Raw genomic sequence first — 21,152 nt, forward strand, 5'->3', positions numbered from 1 at the left:
AGACGACCCAGGATCAGGGGTTTGCGGATGGTATCTCTGTGCCTTGCGCGCAACGAGTCGTCCTGACTTTCCTGTCCGCGGGTGACCGGAAACCGGCGATTCTGTAAAAAACTTCTTACAGGAAGCACAATCGGCATCATGATCCGGGGCATGACGACCGGCGAAGCAGCATCCGCTTGGCGACCTGCCCTCTGGGTTTGTGTCGCCGCGCTTGCTTTGGCTTTCGCGGCAACGAACAGCGAAGCACAGCAATCTGCGCCCACGCGGCTTCGCGTGGTGGGCGGCTTGGCCGGCCTGAATCAGTACGCGCTCCACGAAGAGCGCTTCTGGGGCAAGGACCTGGCCCGCCTGAGCGGCGGCAAGTACACCGCGAGCATCGTTCCGTTCAACCAGGCCGGCGTGCCCGGGCAGGAAATGCTCAATCTCATGCGACTGGGCGTCATTCCGTTCGGAACCGCCTTGCTCAGCCAGATCAGCAACGAGTATCCGGAAATCGGCACGCCGGATATTGCCGGCCTGAATCCCGACATGTCCTCCATGCGGCGGGTGATCGGCGCATTCCGGCCGTATCTCGAGAAGACGCTGCGCGAGCGCCATAGCGTCGAGCTGCTGGCCGTGTATGTATATCCGGCCCAGGTGATCTTCTGCAAGCAGCCCATGAGGCAGCTTTCCGACCTGTCGGGCCGGCGCGTGCGTGTTTCGGGTACCACCCAGGCCGACTTCGTGCGCGCCCTCGGCGGCGTGCCGGTGTCCACCGAGTTTGCCGAGCTCATGGCGAACATGAGTTCGGCCAACACCGAATGCGCCATCACCGGCGCGATGTCCGGCAACACGCTGGGCCTGCACAAGGTCACGAGTTCGCTCTACACGATGCCCATCAACTGGGGGGTCGCGGTATTCGGCGCCAACACGGACGCATGGAACGCGCTTCCCGCAGATTTGAAGACCCTGCTGAAAACCGAGCTGCCAAAGCTCGAGGCCGCGGTCTGGGAAGAATCGGAGCGCGACACCGGCAACGGCATTGCATGCAACACGGGCGCCGCCACCTGCGTGAAAGGTACAAAGGGCGCCATGGTCGAGGCACGTCCTTCCGCCAATGACGAACGCCGCCGGCGCGAAATATTCGCATCGAGCGTGCTGACGCGCTGGGTGCAGCGATGCGGAACCGTGTGCGCGGAGGTCTGGGATCAGACTGTCGGCCCGGTGGTGGGCGTCAAGGCTCCCGTCGGGCAGTGAACAAGCTGCTGCCCCGCCGCATCACCGCCTTTATCTACGGCGTGGCGGCGCTGTTCCTGGCGGCCGTTCTCGCCATTGCCGCGTTCACGATGTGGCAGACCTACCAGAAGGCGATCTCCGACAACGAGAGCCAGGCCACGCGGTTCGTCGTTACCTCCGAAGCCGCGCTGAACCGGAGCCTGCTGGCCGTCGACATGCTGCTGGCGGGCATGGGGCAGTTCCTGCGCAACTCCAGCGAAGACAGCGTGGCGGCCGACATCACGGCGCCCGAAACCGCGCAATTGGTCGAGACGGTCGTTCGCCAGAGCCTCCTGGTCCGGTATGTGGCGCTCCTGAATACCGACGGCGCGGTGATCGCGTCTTCCGACCGCCGCGGAGCGAAGCTGGTGCTGCAACTGCCCCAGGGCTTCCTGAAGGAGATCCTGAGCCGGCCGGGGTCCATGCTGTCGGTCAGCGCACCTAGCGTCAGCCAGGCGACTTCGCAGCAGGTGCTGTATTTCGGGCGCGTGCTGCGGCTCGCGGACGGCGGCAGGATCGTGGCGGTTGCCGAAGTGCAGGTCTCCATGCTCACCACCATCCTTGCGCAGGGGGCGAACATCCGGGGGCTCGAGGTCACGCTGGAGCGAGAGTCGGGGGCCTTGCTCGCCAGCATGCCGCCGCGCGACGACCTTGCCGGCCGGAGCATCAGGCCGGCCATGACCGATCAAACCAGCGACGGCCGCCCGCACCGGATGGTCGCGCGCCTCAGCGGCCTGCCCGCCATCGTTGTCGCGCGGCCCACGCTGCATAGAAACCTGCTGATCGTCGCCGGCATTCCACTCCAGCTCGCACTCGAGGACTGGCGCAGGGAGCGCAATTCCATCCTGATCGTTGCGCTGGCCTTCACGCTGATGATTCTTGCGGTCGCCTATTTCGCCCGGGCGCAGCTGTCGCGGCAGTGGCGTGCCCGCGCCGACCTGCTGCGCTCCAAGGCCACGCTGGACCAGGCGCTCGAATCCATGGCGGACGGTTTCGTGCTGCTCGATCCCGAAGGCCGCGTGATCACCTGGAACCGCCGCTTCGTCGATTACTTTCCCTGGGCGGAAAAGCTGCTTGCGCCGCAGGCCCCTTTCCAGCCCATCGACGAACAGAATTCGCGCAGCCTCCATCCGCACAGCGAGCAGGAGCTCGTCCTGCCGGGCGGGCAGGTGGTCGTCGCCGTCAAAAGCCCGACGCCGGACGGCGGCCTGGTGTGCATCTACCGCGACATCACCGAGAAGAAGCGCCACGTCTCCGACATTCTCGAAGGCAAGGCGCAGCTGCAAGCCACGCTCGATGCCCTGCCGGACGTGCTGCTGGAGGCAGGCATCGACGGCCGTTGCTACCGCTTCCATTCACCGCGCCGCCCCAAGTCGTCGATCAAGGTGCGCGAGCCGGTCGGCAAGATGATGTCCGATCTCTTGCCGGCGAACGCCGCGGCCGAAGTCATGGTCGCACTGCGCGATGCGTTCGAGTTCGGGTTTTCTTCAGGACGGCAGTTCGAGACCCGGGTTCCCAGGGGCGTTGTGTGGTTCGAGATCTCGGTCTCGCGCAAGCTGGTGGGCGAGGGTGCGGACGCGCGGTTCATCGTCATCCTGAGGGACATCACCGAAAGCAAGCTGGCCGCCCGCGAGATCGAGCATCTGGCTTTCTACGACAACCTGACGGGCCTTCCCAACCGCCAGCTGTTGCTGCACCGGCTGCAAGCCGCGGTCGACGCGAACCTGCGCCGCTCGCGGCACGCCGCGCTGCTGTTCCTGGACCTGGACGATTTCAAGACGCTCAACGACGCGCTCGGGCACGCCACCGGCGACGCATTGCTCAAGCAGGTTGCGCTCCGGCTTCAAGGCAGCCTGAGCGAAGGCGGCACGGTCGCGCGGCTGGGCGGCGACGAATTCGTGGTGCTGATCGAAAACCTCAGCGAAGACCCTTCGGTTGCCGCGATGCAGACCAACGCGACCGGCGAAGCCATCCTCGGCGCGCTGGGCGAATCGTTCCAGCTCGAAGACCACGAGTACCACAGCACGTGCAGCATCGGCGCCGTCGTCTTCGGCGACGCGAACCAGTCGCTGGAAGACTTGCTCAAGCATGCGGGCATCGCCATGTACTACGCCAAGTCGGCGGGCGGCAACGCATTGCGCTTCTTCGAGACGGCGATGCAGACGGCCATCACCGCCCGGGCAACGCTGGAAAGCGAACTGCATGCGGCCCTGGCGGGCAATCAGTTCATCCTGCACTACCAGAGCCAGGTCACGTCCGAGGGCCACATTGCGGGCGCGGAAGTGCTCATACGCTGGCACCATCCGGAGCGCGGAATGGTGCCGCCCGGAGGCTTCATCGAACTGGCTGAGGAAACCGGGCTGATCGTGCCCATCGGCTTGTGGGTGCTCGAGACGGCCTGCGTGCAGCTCGAGCGCTGGAGTCACGACCCGAGGCGCCGGCATCTGCAGCTTGCGGTCAACGTCAGCGCGCGCCAGTTCCGCACCGCGGACTTCGCGGACCGCGTTCGCGATGTGCTGCGCAGAACGGGCGCAGACCCGACAAGACTGAAGCTCGAGCTCACGGAGAGCCTGCTGCAGGACAAGATGACGGAGACGGTCAGCAAGATGCAACTGCTCGCGTCGATGGGCGTGCGTTTCTCGATGGACGACTTCGGCACCGGCTACTCGTCGCTGTCGTACATGACGCAACTTCCGCTGGACCAGATCAAGGTCGACAAGTTCTTCGTGCAGAGCATCGGCACCGACTCGAAGGTCGAACTGATCATCCAGGCCATCATCGGCATGGCACGCAACCTCGAGCTTGAAATCGTGGCGGAGGGCGTCGAAACGCAACAGCAGTTCGAGTTTCTGCAGATGCACGGAGCGATGCTTTGCCAGGGATACCTGTTCAGCAGGCCGGTGCCGCTCGAGGAGTTCGAAGCGCAGCTGGATGTTGCCATGGCGGACTGAGCGCCCGCTGCGCCTTCTGGAGTCCACACACGATGCGTCTCCTGTTACCCGATCTGACCCGTTTCAGCCTGCGTGCCCGGTTGTCGGGCGGTGTGGTGGCCATTGTTTTCCTGACGACGATCGGTATTGCCAGCGCCGAGCTCTACTTCGTCAAGCGCAACATGCAGGCGACCATCGCCGAGGAGCAGTTCGAGCGGATATCGGCCATTGCCGATGCGGTGGACCAGAAGTTCCTGAGCCGGCGCACCTTGCTCAAGACCTTCGGCGACAGCGTCGAGAGCCACAACTTCACCGGCGCCGAAAGCCTGCAGGACCTTGTCATGCAGCACAAGTCGCTCAGGGAAGCCTTCGACAACCTGGCCTTCATCGATGCGCAGGGCGAGATCGTGGCCAACATGAACGGTGCGCAGCAGATCGGCAAGATCAACGTCAAGGACCGCGACTATTTCCAAGGCACCGTCGCGTCCAAGGCGGGCGTGATTTCCCAGCCTTTCAAGAACCGAATCAGCGGGCTCGCGCAAGTTGCCATGACCGAACCCGTGCTGGACCCCGAGGGCAGGGTGGCCTATGTCATTGCCGCCTTCATCACCCTGAGCGAACACAACTTCCTGGGTGAGCTTGCCAACGTGAAATTCGGCAAGAGCGGGTACATGTTCATCGTCAATACCGGCGGCATCATCGTCGACCATCCGGACAAGTCCAGGCTGCTCCAGCACATCGACGCCGACGGCGTACCCAACACCGCTGCCGATCGCGCCATTGCCGGATTCGAAGGAGCGTCCGAAGGAGTGAACCGCAGGGGCGTGCATGCCTTGTACGCCTTCAAGCACATACGCCAGACCAACTGGGTGCTGGGCGCGATGTATCCGCGCCAGGAAGCCTTTGCCAAGGCGGAGCAGATCGAGCGCTTTGCCTGGGCGGGGGCGCTCCTGCTCACCTTGCTGGCCGGCGGGCTCACCTTCATGACCGTGCGCTCGCAGCTCGCGCCCTTGTCCCGCCTGCGCGAACACATGCAGGTGTCGCGTGCCAACTCTGCCTACACTCCGCTGGAGGAGGAGTCTGGCCAGGACGAGGTGGGCGATCTCTCGAACACCTTCGACTCGCTCATGCGGGAACGCCGTGCGGCCCAGCAGCGCGTGCAGTCGAGCGAAAGATTCCTGCGCGACGTGACCGATAACCTGCCGGCCGTGGTCGCCTACTTCGACCGCAACCAACGTTGTCTTTTCGCCAACAAGGCGGGGCTGCGGATGCAGGGCCGGACGCAAGCCGACGTCGGCCGCATGACCATGCAGGAGTCGCTGCCCGACGCGGTCTACCGGCAGCTCGAGGCGCAGGTGGCCAAGGCGCTCCAGGGAACGCCGACGCGCACCGAAGGCACCTACGACCGCAGGGGCAAGGAGGGTTTTTTCGAATGCCACCTGCTGCCAGATGTTCGCGACGACGGCGTGGCGGGCTACTACGTGATGACCTTCGACATCACCGAGCGCAAGCAGGCCGAGATGCGAAGCGCCGACAGCGAACGGCGCCTGCGCGGGCTCACCGACAACGTGCCGGCGCTCCTGACCGAGCTCGATCTCGAAGAGCGCGTGGTTTTCTGCAACGGCAGATATCTGGCGTGGCTCGGCATCGAGCCGGCTTCGATGATGAACCGGCACATCCGGGAAACCATCGGCGAGGCCCACTACGACGTGCGCAAGCCACTCCTGGCGCGCGCGTTCGCGGGCGAGGTGCTGTCGTTCGAGCAGACGGCCCAGCTGCTGATCGGTGAGCGGACCCTGCAGACGACGTACCTGCCGCACAGGGATGCCGACGGCGCCGTCGTCGGGCTGTACGTCATCGCGCACGATGTCACGGACCTGAAGCAGAAGCAGAGGCAACTGGACGCCCTTGCGCGGGAAGATGCGCTCACGGGCTTGCCCAACCGCCGTTCGTTCGAAGAGCATGCGCGCGAGGCCATGGCCAGGTCCCGGCGCTCGGGAAAGCCGATATGCCTGCTGTTCCTGGACATCGACTACTTCAAGTCGATCAACGATTCGCTGGGCCATGCGGCGGGCGACGCGGTGCTCAGGGAATTCGGCAGGCGGCTCAAGGAAAGCGTGCGCGAGACCGACATGGCGGCGCGCTATGCCGGCGACGAGTTCGTGATTCTTCTCGAGGGAGTTGACGGAATCGCCGAGGCGGGCATCGTTGCGCAGAAGGTGCTTGCCGCAATGCGGCCGGCGTTTCATCTCTCCGGCCGTTCCTTGCAGGCAACAGCCAGCATCGGTGTTGCAATCGCAGAGGAAGACGAGGATCTGTCGTCCTTGTTCATGCGCGCCGATGCGGCACTGTACTCGGCCAAGAAAGAAGGAAAGAACCGCTTCATGACGGCAGAGCCCCGGACCAGGGCTGCGGGCAGTGTCCCTTGGCCCCGCCAGGAGCCTTCCAGCGCCTGACGCGCTCCCGGGACTTGTCCGCGCCAAGGTGCAATCTGGGCCTTGTCCTACGCGAAAAGTACCTGCTGATGCTAAATTTGCTGCATCTGCCGCACGGCAGCCACGAGGTTCGAGCGCTGCAATCCGGGAGTTCGGCGCCAGCCGAGAAAAAAGCGAGAGCCCGCATGCCGCTGCACCGATGCGCGGCCACTGGAGGAAGAAGAGCAATGGCAGATCACGGCGGTGGGAGTGCACCTCTGAATCAACGCACTCTGGCCGACGCCGATTTCCGGCTGATGGTCGAGGCGGTCTCGGACTATTCCATCATCGTGCTGGACCCCGGGGGCATCGTCATCAGCTGGAATGACGGGGCGAGAAAGCTCAAGGGGTATGACGCCGCCGAAGCGATCGGGCGGCACTTCTCGCTTTTCTATCCGAGCGAGCTGCTCGAGCAGAACCAGCCCGACCGAGCGCTGGAAACCGTGCGCCAGGCCGGCCACATGGAAGAAGAAGGCTGGCGCCTGCGCAAGGACGGCACGCGCTTCTGGGCCAGCGTGGTCATCACGCGGATGACCGGCAGCAACGGGGACGTGCGCGGCTTCTCGATGATCACGAGGGACCTCAGCGAACGCCGCCGCCAGGACGAGATGCTGCGCATGAGCGAGGAGCGCTTCCGGCTGCTGGTCGAGGGCGTGAAGGACTATGCGATCTTCATGCTCGACCCCGCCGGCCACATCGTGAGCTGGAATCTCGGCGCGCAAAAGAACAAGGGCTACGAGGCCTCGGAAATCATCGGGCAGCACTTCTCGGTGTTCTATCCGCCCGAGGTGGCCGCGACCGGCTGGCCCGAGCAGGAACTGCGCAACGCGCTGCGCGACGGACGCTTCGAGGACGAAGGCTGGCGCATCCGCAAGGACGGCAGCCGGTTCTGGGCCAGCGTTGTCATTACCGCGCTGCACGATGCTACCGGGCGGCATCGCGGCTTTGCCAAGGTCACGCGCGACCTGACGGAGCGGCGCCGCGTGACCGCGCTGGAAGACGAAGGGCGCCGCGTCACGAACTTCCTTGCGATGCTCGGGCACGAGCTGCGCAATCCGCTGGCGCCGATTTCCAACGCGCTCGAACTCCTCAAGCGGGAAAAAGCGGAATCGGCGGTCATCGCCCATACCCGCGACATCATCGGCCGGCAACTCAAGCAGATGACCAGGCTGGTGGACGATCTGCTCGACGTGGGGCGCATCACGAGCGGCAAGATCCACCTGGAGAGCAAGCCGGTTCGCCTGCGCGATGCCATCGCCGAGGCTGCCGAGGCGGTGCGGCCGCTGATCGAAAGCAAGTCGCAGACCCTGCACCTGCATCTCCAGGAGACGGACCCCTGGATTTCCGGAGACAGCGCACGCGTCATCCAGATCGTCAGCAACCTGATTCACAACGCCGCAAAGTTCACCCACAACAGCGGCAACGTCCATGTCTCGCTCTCGCAGGTCGGCGAGGACGCCGACATCAGCGTGCGCGACGACGGACCCGGGATACCGCCCAAGGACCTGCAGCGGATCTTCGACCTGTTCGTGCAGGGCGAGCAGAACATGGCAAGGTCGCAGGGCGGCCTGGGCCTGGGGCTCAGCCTCGTGCAGCAGTTGACGACGCTGCATGGCGGCAGGGTGAGTGCGTTCAGCACCGGCCGGGCGGGGGAAGGCAGCGAGTTCGTGGTGCAGTTCCAGACCACACAGCCGCCGATGGCCACCCTGGAGGCGGAGCCGCGGCCCGTGGGCGAGCAGCGCGTGCTGGTGGTGGACGACAACGTGGACGCGGCCGAAACCATGGCGCTGCTGCTGGAGGCGCTGGGCTACAAGTCCAGCGTCGCGCATGGCGGCCTGTCGGCCATCGAGGCGGTGAAGGCACAAGACCCGGACGTGGTGCTGCTGGACATCGGCCTGCCCGACCTGAACGGACATGAAGTCGCCAAGCGGCTGCGGGCCGAGATGATCAACCCGCCGCCGCTGATTGCCATTACCGGCTACGGCCAGGCCAGCGACAGGGACACCAGCCTGGAGGCGGGTTTTCGCGCGCACCTGACGAAGCCCGTCGACGTCGACAAGCTGACCGCGCTGCTCGAGCAACTGCTCGAGTCGCCCCGCACCTAGGCGGAGAGCGGCGGCTCCGCGGGCAGCGCCCGCTTGTGGGCGCTCTTGCGGTGCGTTGCAAGAATGATCTCGCGCGCCGCAGCGGACACCGGCTTGCCCTCGAGGAAATCGTCGATCTGCTCGTAGCTGACGCCGAACGCATCTTCGTCGGGCTTTTGCGGCACCAGCGATTCGAGGTCGGCCGTGGGCACCTTGAACACCAGCGCATCGGGTGCGCCCAGTTGCTGCGCGAGCGCGCGCACGCGGCGCTTGTTGAGGCCGGTGAGCGGCGTCACGTCGGCCGCGCCGTCGCCGAACTTGGTGAAAAAGCCCATCAGCGCCTCGGCCGCATGGTCGGTGCCGATGACGATGCCATCGTGCGCGCCGGCCGCCGCAAACTGCGCAATCATGCGCTGGCGCGCCTTGATGTTGCCGAGCACGAAGTCCTCATGCGCCGCATCGCGGAACGCAAGCTCGCCGCCTTTCAATGCCGCGAGCATGCCGTCTGCGGCGGGCCGGATGTCGACGGTCAAGGTGCGGTCGGGCTTGATCACCGTGAGCGAGCGTTGCGCCTCGGCTTCGTCCTTCTGCACGCCGTACGGCAAACGCATCGCAATGAAGGTGGCATCCCGGCCTTCGGCGCGCAGCCGTTCCACGGCGCGCTGTGCAAGGCATCCGGCCACGAGCGAATCGACGCCGCCGCTGATGCCCAGCACCAGCGTCTTCAAGCCCGTGGCGCGCAGGTACCCTGCCAGAAAGCCGATGCGCCGCTCGATCTCCTCGGCGGCATCGAACACCGGCGCTACGTGCAGCGAGGCAATGATCTCGCGCTGCACGGCATCCACGGGGGTAAGTTCACCAGCATTCATGACACGACCTTTCTGTGCATTCATCGGAGCGAATTAAAAATCGACCAGGCTGAGACCGATGCTCAGCACGGTGCGCTTCCGGTTGTAGTCCACCAGCGTGTCGCCGTAGCCGTGGAACAGCTGCGTGTGGAAGCGCAGGTTGCTGGTGGTCGGATCGCCGATGGCCTTCAGCCACTCGAGCCGTATCGAGCCGCGCCCGCTGTCGCGCAAGTTGTTGCGCACCGTGAGGCCCAGGCTGTTGTCGCGGTTGAAGTTCCAGCGGCCGGTGACCTCGGCGCGGCCGATGTAGCTGGAGATGTCGGGGTTGTCGTCCTTTGCGACGCTTTCCGACAGCCGCTGCCAGACGCGACCGGTAATGCTGAAGCGGTCGTCCAGCTCGGCGCCGCCCATCAGGTAGACGCGGTTCCAGCTGCGCGACAACGGCAGGCTCTGGCCGTTCGACTGGTGCACCAGGCCCACGCCCGCATAGCGCCAGCGCCAGCCGCCGGGCAGCCTGAAGTCCAGCGGATAGACATACATCAGCTCGGGCTCGTGGTCGGTCGTGCGGAACGGCCGCGAGATCGAGCCGTTGAACAGCTGCCAGGTCGACTGCTGCGAATACGCGAACCAGAGCGAGTCTTTCTTGATCGGGTCGCCCTGCGTAAGCAGGCCCTGCGCGATCTTGGTACGCACCGAGAGGCCAATGCGCATTTCATTCGCCTGGTAGTTCACTGGGGAGGCGGTGTGGCCTTCGGAGGGCGACGTGGGCGTATCGGGCTTGCTGGTGGCAGCCGAGGCCGACACATTCAACGGCCGGTAGCCGCGGAACCCGAAGGTGCCGCAGTCGGTGCCGTTCTCCAGCTCCCAGAAACGCGAAAGCGCCGAGTACTGCCGGTCACGGCAGCCCTCGCTGGTGGCGACCGACACCACGCGGGTGGCCGGCATCGACCCGTCCACCGGCGGCGCGGGCTGCGTGCTTGCCAGCACCGGCGGCGCCACGGGCACCGACACTGAAGGCAGCGTCTGCTGCTGCGCCCAGCGGTCGAAGCAGGCCAGCCGTGCGTCGTTGCTGTTGCCGAGCGCCGCGCACTGCTGCCAGGTCAGCTGGGCATCGGCCAGCGGGCTGGAAGGCTTTTCGACAGCCTGCGCGTTGGCCAGCGACGACGCAAGGAGGCCGGGCGCCAGCAGGCTTGCGGCAAGGGTGGTGCGTAGATGGATTGGGTTCATTTGTCTGCGGTCCGTTCCGTCTTTTTCAGAGTGAAGGGATGTGTGGTTTCGTCGGCGGCATTGCGCCAGGTGCCCCTGAACTCGCGTCCGCAGGAGTCCGGCTGCAGCGTGGCCGACCACACGCCGCTGATGCTGCGCCCGTCGAGCGATTCGTCGATGGCGAGCTCGCCCTCGTCGTTGATATCGCCCGCCAGTTGCGCGACCGATGCGCTCGCCGAAGGCGCGGATGTTGCGCGCGTGATGATGCCGCGCACGCCCACGTATTCGGGGTGCTTGCCGAGCACGACCGAGGCCGCGCCCGGAAGGCCGTCGAAGCGTGCCTGCCAGTTGCCGTACAGCGCTTCGACCGGCAGGTCCCGCGCGGTGGCGGGGCATCCGGGCGGTGCTGCGTTGTGCGCGCCGGGGCCGGCGCATGCGGTGCACAGGGCGGCCAGCGACAGCAGGAGAACCCGCGCCATCATGACGCGGAGGCGGCCGCCGCTGCAGCCGCTGCACTGTCCTGGGCCTTGCGCGCGAACTCGGCGCGCAGCGCCTTGAGCTTCTCGCGCGGGTCTTCGCGCGTGGTGGCCTTGTCCAGGCCCATTTCGGCGATGAAGCGGCTCGGCACGCAGGGCACCATTTCGCGGCCCTGCTTGCGCTTCTTGGTCCAGCTCACGGCCAGGCTGCGCTGCGCGCGCGTGATGCCCACGTACATGAGGCGGCGCTCTTCCTGCAGCCGCTGTAGCGTCTCGTCGCTCACCTTCAGCTGGCGGCCGTTGTCGTCTTCGAGCTTGAAGGGCAGCAGGCCCTCGGTCACGCCGATGAGCATCACGTGCGGCCATTCGAGGCCCTTGGAGGCATGCAGCGTCGAAAGCGTGACCACGTTCTGGTCCTGCTCGCGCTCGCTGATGGTGGAGAGCAGCGAGATGGTCTGCGCCACTTCGAGCAGGCTCTTGCGTTCGCTCTCGATGTTGTTGTCCGCGCCCGAGGCATCGTCGAGGGTGCCGCCGGCGCGCTGCGACATCCAGTCGACGAATTCCATCACGTTGGTCCAGCGCGCGGCTGCGGCCTGCTCGCTGTCCTCGCCGTCGTAGAGATGCTTCTCGTAGTCGATCTCCTTCAGCCAGTCGAGCATGAAGGTGCGCGAGTCTTCGGCGCCCATGGTGCGGCGCGCGCGGTATTCCAGGTCGTTGATGTAGCGGCCGAACTCGTGGATGCCCTCCAGCGTGCGCTTGGGCATCACGCTCGGCAGCGATGGGCTGAAGAGCGCTTCGAACAGGCTCAGCTTGTACTGGCTGGCAAAGGTGCCAAGGCTCGCGAGCGTGGTGTGGCCGATGCCGCGCTTGGGCGTGGTGATGGCGCGCAGGAACGCCGGGTCGTCGTCGTTGTTGACCCACAGGCGGAACCAGCCGCACAGGTCCTTGATTTCAGCGCGGTCGAAGAAGCTCTGCCCGCCCGACACCTTGTAGGGAATCTGCGCTTTGCGCAGCGCCTGCTCGAACACGCGCGCCTGGTGGTTGGCGCGGTAAAGAATGGCGAAGTCGCGGAACTCCTTGTACTGCTTGCCCTGCGCCGTGGCGTCGCCCGCGCGCAAGCTGATGATGCGCGCCACCGCCCGCTCGGCCTCGTGCGCCTCGGAGTCGGCATCGACGATGCGCACCGGCTCGCCTTCGCCCAGCTCGGAGAACAGCGTCTTCGGAAACAGCTTGGGGTTGGGGCCGATCACGTTGTTGGCCGCCCGCAGAATCGCGCTGGTGGAGCGGTAGTTCTGCTCCAGCTTGATGACCTTCAGGTCCGGATAATCGACCGGCAGCTTGCGCAGGTTGTCCAGCGTGGCGCCGCGCCAGCCGTAGATCGACTGGTCGTCGTCGCCCACCGCGGTGAAGCGCCCGCGCGCACCGGCGAGCGCCTTCAGCACTTCATATTGGGTGGCGTTGGTGTCCTGGTATTCATCCACCAGGATGTGGCCCAGCGTGGACTGCCACTTGGTGCGCACCTCTTCGTAGTCGCGCAGCAGCTTGAGCGGCATGCCGATGAGGTCGTCGAAATCGACGCTCTGGTAGGCCGTAAGACGCTCTTCGTAGCGCGCCATGATGCGCGCGGTGATGCGCTCGTTGTCGTCCACCGCGGCGGCCTCGGCCTGTTCGGCGTTCAGGCCCATGTTCTTCCACTTGCTGATGGTCCACTGCCAGATGCGCGCGGTGGCGGTGTCGGTGGTGCCGCCGGCGTCCTTCAGTATCTTGGTGACATCGTCGCTGTCCAGGATGCTGAAGGCCGGTTTCAGCCCCAGCACGGCGCCGTCTTCGCGCATCATGCGCACGCCCAGCGCGTGAAAGGTGCAGATCACCACATGCTTCGCGTCACGGCCGATCAACCCCTTGGCGCGCTCGCGCATTTCGCTCGCGGCCTTGTTGGTGAAGGTGATGGCCGCAATGCGCTTGGGCTCCAGGCCGGCCTGGATCAGCCGCCCGATCTTGTGCGTGATGACGCGCGTCTTGCCCGAGCCGGCACCCGCGAGCACGAGGCAGGGGCCATGCAGGTAGTTGACAGCTTCTTGTTGCGCGAGATTGAGACCGGAAGACATGAGGAGTGGAAACGGAAGGCCGCGAGGGAACGGGCAGGCGCAAAGCGGGCAATGATACGGGGCGCAGCTTTCGCGCAACCCCGCCGAAGTTCACGATGCGGGATGCAACGACAATCACACCGTGCTGCCTGTATTTCTCGTTACCTTTCCTTTCTTCGCGTTGATTGCCGCCGGCTATGGCGCGGCACGGGCACGCGTCCTGCCGCTGGACGCGATTCCCGGGCTCAACACCTTCGTGCTGTATTTCGCGCTGCCTTGCATGCTGTTGCGCTTTGGTGCCGGCACGCCGATCGGGCAACTGCTAGACGGCAGCGTTGCACTGGTCTGGGGCGTGAGCGCGCTGGCCGTGGTGGCCGGCACGATCGTCTTCACCCGCAATGCGCGCATCGGCTGGAACGACGGCGCCTTCGGCGCGCTGGTGGCGGCCTTTCCGAACACCGGCTTCATGGGCGTGCCGCTCCTGGTGGCGCTGCTGGGCGCCCAGGCCGCGGGGCCGATGATCATCACCATCGCGTTCGACCTGGTCGTGACCTCGTCGCTGTGCATTGCCCTCTCGCGGCTCGACGGCGCCGGCAGCGCGGGCGGTGGTGCGGGCGGTGGTGCCGGACATCACGGCCCGCGGCAGGCGGCGCGCCAGGCGCTGCGCGGCGTGCTGGTCAATCCGATGCCGTGGTCGATCCTGCTGGGCGTGCTGCTCTCAGCAGCGCGCTGGCGCCTGCCCGGGCCCGTGGAGCGCACCGTGGCCATGCTGGCTGACGCGGCTTCGCCGGTGGCGCTCTTCACCATCGGCGCCGTGCTGGCGCGCTCGGCGCTGCTCGCCCGCGAGCACGCGGCCAGTGCGGAAGTGGCCGTGGCCATGGGGGTGAAGTCGGGGCTTGCGCGCAAGGCGCCGCTCGCCGACGTGCTGCCGGTGGTGGGCGCCAAGCTGCTCGTACATCCGCTGCTGGTGTGGGCGCTGGGGCAGGGCGCCATTGCGCTCGGGCTGCCGCTCTCTTCTTCGGCGCTGATGGTGATCGTGCTGGTGGCGGCGCTGCCGAGCGCCAGCAACGTGGCCATGCTGGCCGAGCGCTTCGGCGCCGACAACGGCCGCATCGCGCGCATCATCCTGTGGACGACGGTCGCAACCTTCTTCAGTTTTCCGCTGGCGGTGAGCCTGCTGCGCTGAGCCGGGGCGCTGCAAGGCGCGTCTGCTGAATCAGGGCGTCAGCACGCCGAGCTTGAACGGATCGGCGTCCGAAAGGCGCTCGCACTTCGTGAAGTCACGGCCCTGGGTTCCATCGCAATAGAACGCGTTGTAGATGTGGCCGAACAGCGTGGGGCTGGCCGTGAAGAGCACGCCATGATCGGGCTGCCAGTTGTCCTTGACCGGGCCGGCGCCGAGTTCCGTGGCGCTGGTGGGGGCCGCGCTGGTGGCTGCGGCGGGCGAAAATTCGGCCAGCGTCTTGTGGACTTCGCTGCCGCGCCACCGCATTGCCAGTTCGGAGGCGGTGGGCCTGGCAGCCACCGGCAGCAGCACGCCGTTCACTTGAAAGCCGTCACCGAAGCGATGCGTCTTGCCGGCAAGAAACGCGTAGGCGCAGGCAGCCAGGCACTGGCCGCGGATTTCGGTGTCCACGCCGCTCGAGCGGATGGCCTCGGCATAGGCGCCGGCTGCTTCGGCGGTGCCGCCGAACGAGTCTTCGAACACCACGGTGCGCACCGTGCCTTTGCCCAGGTGCTCGGTAAAGGCCTTGATGGCCGTGCCGTCGAGCATGCCCGACACCACCAGCCGGCTACCCTGCAGTTCGAGTTCGGCCGCGGAGCATGCGCATGCAAAAAGAAGAGCCCAACCGAGACATGAAGGCAGTTTCACGGCAACCCCTGGCGACCAGCGTTCTTGCTTGACGCGCGATGCCGGAACGGGCCCGCGCTGTGACAGCTTGAATAGCGGGCGGCCATGCAGTCAACCGGTTTTTCAGTTTATTTCTGATTCGCGTGTAGGCCATAAGCCATAGCTATCGTTATTGCTCCAGATGAGTGCTTGTGTTTTCAAAACACTGATAAAGTGTTTGCAAATCAAAGTACATATGAGGGCACTATGGCAATACTTGTTCGTATTCTGCTGTGGCTGGCCTGGGTCGCCAGCGTGGGCTGGTTGTGGCATGCCGACACCCTCGGCACCGCTACGTCGCTCGCGTTGGGCGCCTTGAGCCTGGTGGTGTTCGCATGGCCCGGAAGCATTGCTCGGCGGCGCAGCAGCGAGCTGCGCTACGTCGACATGGGCAAGGAGCCCGCGGGCCTGCATCACTGACAAAGGCCGGCCTTGGTAAAAGGCCGCTGCCTCAAATGCTGTGCGGGTCGACGTCGACCAGCCAGCGGATCACGCCCTTGCCCTCGGGCGTGCGCCGCAACGCGTGCAGCAGCGGTTGCCATCCGGCTAGGAGGCGCTGCAGCGCGGCGCGCGACGGGCTTTCGATCAGCATCTGCGCCCGCTCCACATTGGCCACGCGCTGAATGGCAAGCGGCACCGCGGGGTAGCGCAGCACGCGGTCGGAACCTTCGAGCGCGTCGGCCGCGGCACTTGCCGCGTTGAGAAAAGCCTGCGCCGCCTCCTGTGTGCGCGCATCGGCGCGCAGCAGTGCCTGGAATGCAAAGGGCGGCATGCCGGCCGCGGCGCGCTCTTCGAGCTGCTGCCGTGCGAAGGCCGCGTAGTCGTGCCTTCGCAGCGCGGCGAAGAGCGGATGCTGCGCATGGTGCGTCTGGATCCACATCTCGGCCGTGGCGCCTTGCGCCGCGAGGTATGCCGCGTCGCGCCCCGCACGCCCGGCCGATTGCATCAGCAGGCTGAACAGCCGCTCGGGGGCGCGAAAGTCGCTGGAGAACAGCGCGCCGTCGGGGTTCACTGCCGCCACCAGCGTGATGCGCCGGAAGTCGTGTCCCTTGGCAATCATCTGCGTGCCGACCAGCACGTCGACCTCACCCGAATGCACGGACGCGAGCTGCGATTCGAGCGCGCCCTGCTTCTTGGTGCTGTCGGCATCGATGCGCGCAATGCGTACCGCGTTGCCGTCGGGCCGCTTCACACTGGCGAACAGTTCGGCCAGGTGCTCCTCGAGCCGCTCGGTGCCGCGGCCCACGGGCGCGATGTCGGGGTTGCCGCAGGCCGGGCAGGCGCGCGGCACGCGCTCGGTAAAGCCGCAGTGGTGGCAGCGCAGCGTGCGGTCGATCTTGTGGAACACGCGGTAGGCGCTGCAGTGCGGGCATTCGCTCTTCCAACCGCAGTCGGCGCAGGCCAGCACCGGCGCATAGCCGCGGCGGTTCAAAAACACCATGCTCTGTTCGCCGCGCGCAATGCGCTGGCCGATGGCGTCGAGCAGCGCGGCCGAAAGCACGGTCTTCGGCGGCTGCAGGTTCATGTCGACCAGCCGCACGCCTGGCAACTCGCCCGCGCCGATGCGCGAGGGCATGGCCAGCCGAACGTAGCGCCCGCCCGGGTCTTCGCCTTCGGCCGGGCGGCTCTGGTGCCAGCTTTCGAGCGAAGGCGTGGCCGAGCCGAGGATGACTTTCGCGCCTTCGCGCTGGCCACGCCACACGGCGAGGTCGCGCGCCGAATAGCGCGCGCCTTCTTGCTGTTTGTAGCTGGGGTCGTGCTCTTCATCGACGACGATGAGCTTCAGCCCCGGCATCGATGCAAACACCGCCATGCGCGTTCCCAGCACGATGCGCGCGGCCCCGCTGTGCGCCGCAAGCCAGCTTGCGAGCCGCTGCGGATTGGTCATGCCGCTGTGCAGCGACACCACGGCGTCGTCGCCGAACCGCGCCTTGAAGCGCGCTTCGAGTTGCGGCGTGAGGTTGATCTCGGGCACCATCACCAGCGCCTGCGCGCCGGTGTCGCGCGTAAGCAGGTCGGCCACGCAGCGCAGGTACACCTCGGTCTTGCCGCTGCCGGTGCTGCCGACCAGCAGGAAGGTGCCTGTCTCGGCCTCGATGCGGGCGAGGGCTGCGGTCTGTTCCGGGCTGAGCGCAATCAGGTTGGCGGCTTCGGCGGTCTCGGCCACCGGCCCGGTGGTGGTCTTGCGCTTGAGCCGGCGTGCCAGTTGCGTGCCGGTCAGGTCGCGCAACTGCGGCGGCAAGGCTGCGAGCGCGATTTCACCGATCGAGCGCTGGTAATAGCGCGCTGCAAAGGCCACGAGGTCGCGCCACGCTTCGCCGAGCGGCGCGAGCGCGTCGAGCGCGGCGCCCACGGGCTTGAGCGCCATATCGGGCTCGGCGCCCTCGAGCGATGTGGGGTCGTTCCAGACCACGCCCAGCACTTCGCGCCGGCCCAGCGGCACCCGCACCAGCGTGCCGGGCGCGAGCGGCGCCGCGCTGGCATAGCTCAGCAGGTCGCCCAGGGCGGCATGCGCGGGTGTTTGCACGGCGATGTCGAGCCGCCAGGCCATCGCGGCGGGCGTGCTCGCCGGCGCTGCGTCGGTTTCCGGGGCTGGGCTGCTGGCGGTGGAAATGGGCGTCCCTGTTGGCAAGGTTTGTTAATGCGACTTTGAGCAAAATCGCTTAAGTCGTTGATTTTTCAGTGCTTTGAAGCTCATCCAGAGATTCTGTGGATAACTTTGTTGACAACAGGGCTCGACACGCTGCGGAGCCTTGAAAATCAAGCGTCTGACTGGATTGCCCTCAAAAAAAGCAAAGTTCAAATCCTATATAAATCAACCACTTACGCGCGCTACTTGTTTAGGAGCAAAGAGGGGCCCGCCTCAGATAATCTTGCGCAGTGCAGCACGTGTTTTGTGCATAAGTCGTCCCTCCTACACCGTTTTTGCGCTTGACAAACGGCTGTGAATTGCTTTTCGGGGAAAACCAGTTCGCCGGCACACGCAGGCCTGCGCGTAACAGTTTCAACCGCGGCGCAAGGACCGCGACTGCGCGTGCACCGCCTGCACCAGCGCCGCCACGTGGGCGGGCGGCGTGAACTGGCTAATGCCATGGCCCAGGTTGAAGATGTGGGTCGGCCCCTTGGTCGAGCCGGCGTGCGGCTTGCCGAAGGCCTGCAGCACCTTGGCCACCTCGGCCTCGATCTGCGCGGGGGGCGCGAACAGCACGTTGGGGTCGATGTTGCCCTGCAGGGCCTTGGCCTTGCCGTCATTGCCTTCGCCGACCAGGCGGCGCGCGGCCGCAAGGTTCACGGTCCAGTCGACGCCGAGCACTTCGCAGTCGAGCTCGCGCATGGTTTCGAGCCACAAGCCGCCGCCCTTGGTGAACACGATGCGCGGCACGGGCTGGCCGTCGGCGCCATTGCGCTTCAGGCCGGCCAGCACGCGTGCGGTATAGGCAAGGCTGAATTCCTGGAACGCGCCGTCGGCGAGCACGCCGCCCCAGCTGTCGAACACCATCACGGCTTGGGCGCCGGCGTCGATCTGCGCATTGAGGTAGGTGGCCACGGAGTCGGCGTTGACCGCGAGCAGGCGGTGCATCAGGTCGGGGCGGCTGTAGAGCATGCTCTTGACGAGCCGGTAGTCGCTGGAACCCGCGCCTTCGACCATGTAGCAGGCGAGCGTCCACGGGCTGCCCGAAAAACCGATGAGGGGCACGCGGCCGTTGAGAGCCTTGCGGATGGACGCCACGGCATCGAACACGTAGCGCAGCTTGGCCATGTCGGGCACTTCAAGCGCCGCAACGGCGGCCTCGTCGCGCACGGGTCGTGCAAAGCGGGGGCCTTCGCCGGCCTCGAACGAGAGGCCCAGGCCCATGGCGTCGGGCACGGTAAGGATGTCGGAGAAAAGAATGGCGGCGTCGAGCGGATAGCGCTCGAGCGGCTGCAGGGTGACTTCGGTGGCGTAGTCAGTGTTGGTCGCCAGCCCCATGAAGCTGCCGGCCTTGGCGCGGGTGGCCACGTACTCGGGCAGGTAGCGCCCGGCCTGGCGCATGAGCCAGACGGGGGTGTGGTCGGTGGCCTGGCGCCAGCAGGCCCGCAGGAAAGTGTCGTTTTGCAATGGGGCGAAAGGCATTGCCCGATTGTCGCAGGGGAGGGGACTTTGCTTTTGCTGAGCTGCTTGTTTGAGCGCTCTTGTTCAGGGCGCGTGCCCAGGCCACCGGGTACTCCCCTCCGCGAATGTCCCCCGCCTTCGGCTCCTCCTTTATTTCGCTGCGCGGAGCACCCGATGCCCTGTGCACTGGGGCACGCTGCCGGTGTTCCGCTGATCAACGACCGCTCTTTGCAACGCACCCGCTGGCGGGGTGCCTTGCGCAGCGAAATAAAGGAGGAGGCCGCAGGCCGGGGGACATTCGCGGAGAAAGGTACCCCGTCGGCGGGTGAGCGCCCTGAATCAGCAAGCGCGACAAGAACCAGAACTCAAACCACCGGCACCCGCACCGAATCCGCAGAATTCACTTGGCGTCGGTACAGCAACAACGTGGCCACGAGCCCGCAGACGGCAGCGGCAGTCATCCATAAACCCGGCGCGCCCTTGTCGCCCGTCATCTCGATCAGGCCCGTGGCAATGGCCGGTGTGAAACCGCCGAACAGTGCGGTGGCCAGGCTGTAGGCCAGCGAAAAGCCGGCGGTGCGCACGTTGACCGGCATCACCTCGGTGAGCGCCACCACCATCGCACCGTTGTAGCTCGCGTAGAGGAACGACAGCCACAGCTCCACTTCGAGCATGCGCGCGAAGCTCGGCGCGCCCACCAGCCACTTGAGCGACGGGTACGCGGTGAGGATGGTCAGTGCCGTGAACAGGGTCAACAGCGGCTTGCGGCCCACGCGGTCGGAGAGCGCGCCCATGATCGGCAGCCAGATGAAGTTGGAGACGGCCACGCACAACGTGACGATCAGCGCATCGGTCGTGCTCAGGTGCAGCACCGACTTGCCGAAGGTGGGCGTGTAGACCGTGATCAGGTAGAACGACACGGTGGTCATCGACACCAGCATCATTCCCGCGACCACGAGGCCCCAGTTGGCGATCATCGACTGGAAGATCTCGCGTGCGTCAGGCCGGTGCTTGCGCGCCATGAACTCTTCGGTCTCTTGCAGCGAACGTCGGATGACGAACAGCACCGGCACGATCAGGCAGCCGACGAAGAACGGGATTCGCCAGTAGAAGTCGCCGATTTGCTGCGAGGTGAAGGTCACGTTCAGCCAGTAGCCGAGCGCTGCCGCCACGATGATTGCCACCTGTTGGCTGGCCGACTGCCAGCTCACGTAAAAGCCCTTGCGCCCCGGCGTGGCCATCTCGGAAAGGTAGACCGAGACACCGCCCAGTTCCACGCCCGCCGAGAAGCCCTGCAGCAGCCGCCCGACCAGCACCAGCAGCGGCGCCGCGAAGCCGATGGTCGAGTAGGCCGGCACGCAGGCGATGAGCAGGGTGCCGAGCGCCATCAGCGCGAGCGTTGCGATCAGACCCTTGCGGCGGCCCACGCGATCGACGTAGGCACCGAGAAAAATCGCGCCCAGCGGCCGCATCAGGAAGCCGGCGCCAAAGGTCATGAAGGTCAGCATCAGCGAGGCGAACTCGTCCCCCGCCGGGAAGAAGGCCTTCGAGATCTGCGTGGCGTAGAAGCCGAACAGGAAGAAGTCGAACATCTCCATGAAATTGCCGCCCGTCACGCGCAGGACGGTGGCGAATTTCGAGGAAGAGGAGGACGTCGAAGCAGCGGCTGAAGCGGCAGTGCCTGAAGAGGCGCGGGCGGCCGGGCCCGATTGCGCGGCGGTGTGCGCAGGATTCATCTCGTTGTCCCCTTGGGCGAAGTAGTTCGCCCAAGGGTAGGCCGGGGTTCCCGACCGCTGCCTGACCGCCGTG

14 protein-coding genes are annotated in these 21,152 nt (G+C 66.0%); 6 read left to right on the forward strand and 8 right to left on the reverse strand.

All coding sequences use genetic code 11. From position 1 onward, the window contains the following. Positions 1-138 precede the first annotated feature (138 nt). The 4 genes from GOQ09_RS03345 (at position 139) to GOQ09_RS03360 (ending at position 8,763) form a co-directional block, all read left to right on the forward strand. Complete coding sequence (locus tag GOQ09_RS03345) at positions 139-1,236, forward strand: TRAP transporter substrate-binding protein (protein WP_157616565.1); 1,098 nt, start codon at positions 139-141, stop codon at positions 1,234-1,236. After that, positions 1,233-4,205 (forward strand): bifunctional diguanylate cyclase/phosphodiesterase, encoded by a 2,973-nt coding sequence (locus tag GOQ09_RS03350; RefSeq protein ID WP_157611872.1) that lies wholly within the window; start codon positions 1,233-1,235, stop codon positions 4,203-4,205. Before GOQ09_RS03345 ends, GOQ09_RS03350 begins: the two co-directional genes overlap by 4 nt. A gap of 32 nt (positions 4,206-4,237) precedes the next feature. Further along, positions 4,238-6,640, forward strand: a complete 2,403-nt coding sequence (locus GOQ09_RS03355) for a diguanylate cyclase domain-containing protein (RefSeq protein ID WP_157611873.1) — start codon at positions 4,238-4,240, stop codon at positions 6,638-6,640. A gap of 206 nt (positions 6,641-6,846) precedes the next feature. Further along, positions 6,847-8,763 (forward strand): PAS domain-containing hybrid sensor histidine kinase/response regulator, encoded by a 1,917-nt coding sequence (locus GOQ09_RS03360; protein ID WP_157611874.1) that lies wholly within the window; start codon positions 6,847-6,849, stop codon positions 8,761-8,763. Here the strand turns inward: GOQ09_RS03360 and nadE are convergent. The 4 genes from nadE to GOQ09_RS03380 are packed head-to-tail and all read right to left on the reverse strand — an operon-like array spanning position 8,760 to position 13,380. Beyond that, positions 8,760-9,611, reverse strand: coding sequence for an ammonia-dependent NAD(+) synthetase (gene nadE / locus GOQ09_RS03365; RefSeq protein ID WP_157611875.1), 852 nt, complete (start codon positions 9,609-9,611; stop codon positions 8,760-8,762). The genes GOQ09_RS03360 and nadE overlap by 4 nt on opposite strands. Positions 9,612-9,644: 33 nt before the next feature. Beyond that, complete coding sequence (locus tag GOQ09_RS03370; RefSeq protein ID WP_157611876.1) at positions 9,645-10,817, reverse strand: phospholipase A; 1,173 nt, start codon at positions 10,815-10,817, stop codon at positions 9,645-9,647. Continuing rightward, the gene (locus tag GOQ09_RS03375; protein ID WP_242630977.1) at positions 10,814-11,278 is read right to left on the reverse strand and encodes a hypothetical protein; all 465 of its coding nucleotides are present in this window, start codon (positions 11,276-11,278) and stop codon (positions 10,814-10,816) included. The genes GOQ09_RS03370 and GOQ09_RS03375 overlap by 4 nt, the downstream gene beginning before the upstream one ends. Then, complete coding sequence (locus GOQ09_RS03380) at positions 11,275-13,380, reverse strand: ATP-dependent helicase (RefSeq protein ID WP_157611878.1); 2,106 nt, start codon at positions 13,378-13,380, stop codon at positions 11,275-11,277. Before GOQ09_RS03380 ends, GOQ09_RS03375 begins: the two co-directional genes overlap by 4 nt. Before the next feature lie 121 nt (positions 13,381-13,501). Here GOQ09_RS03380 and GOQ09_RS03385 point away from each other — a divergent pair, with 121 nt between their 5' ends. Continuing rightward, positions 13,502-14,545, forward strand: a complete 1,044-nt coding sequence (locus tag GOQ09_RS03385) for an AEC family transporter (RefSeq protein WP_157611879.1) — start codon at positions 13,502-13,504, stop codon at positions 14,543-14,545. Between the two features lie 30 nt (positions 14,546-14,575). Here the strand turns inward: GOQ09_RS03385 and GOQ09_RS03390 are convergent, their stop codons facing one another. Then, the gene (locus GOQ09_RS03390) at positions 14,576-15,232 is read right to left on the reverse strand and encodes a hypothetical protein (protein ID WP_242630978.1); all 657 of its coding nucleotides are present in this window, start codon (positions 15,230-15,232) and stop codon (positions 14,576-14,578) included. 225 nt (positions 15,233-15,457) lie between these two features. On the opposite strand from GOQ09_RS03390, the gene GOQ09_RS03395 reads away from it, so the two are divergent. Beyond that, positions 15,458-15,670, forward strand: coding sequence for a hypothetical protein (locus GOQ09_RS03395; RefSeq protein WP_157611880.1), 213 nt, complete (start codon positions 15,458-15,460; stop codon positions 15,668-15,670). A gap of 31 nt (positions 15,671-15,701) precedes the next feature. Here the strand turns inward: GOQ09_RS03395 and GOQ09_RS03400 are convergent, their stop codons facing one another. From GOQ09_RS03400 to GOQ09_RS03410, 3 genes are all read right to left on the reverse strand, one after another. After that, on the reverse strand, positions 15,702-17,801 hold the full coding sequence (locus GOQ09_RS03400; RefSeq protein ID WP_207309921.1) for a primosomal protein N': 2,100 nt from the start codon (positions 17,799-17,801) through the stop codon (positions 15,702-15,704). A gap of 453 nt (positions 17,802-18,254) precedes the next feature. Continuing rightward, complete coding sequence (hemE, locus tag GOQ09_RS03405; RefSeq protein WP_157611881.1) at positions 18,255-19,364, reverse strand: uroporphyrinogen decarboxylase; 1,110 nt, start codon at positions 19,362-19,364, stop codon at positions 18,255-18,257. A 344-nt stretch (positions 19,365-19,708) separates the two neighbouring features. After that, positions 19,709-21,079 carry an MFS transporter gene (locus GOQ09_RS03410; RefSeq protein ID WP_157611882.1) on the reverse strand — a complete coding sequence of 457 codons (1,371 nt, stop codon included), beginning with the start codon at positions 21,077-21,079 and terminating at the stop codon, positions 19,709-19,711. Positions 21,080-21,152 lie beyond the last annotated feature (73 nt).

Source organism: Variovorax paradoxus (genome assembly GCF_009755665.1).
Lineage (GTDB): Bacteria > Pseudomonadota > Gammaproteobacteria > Burkholderiales > Burkholderiaceae_C > Variovorax > Variovorax paradoxus_G.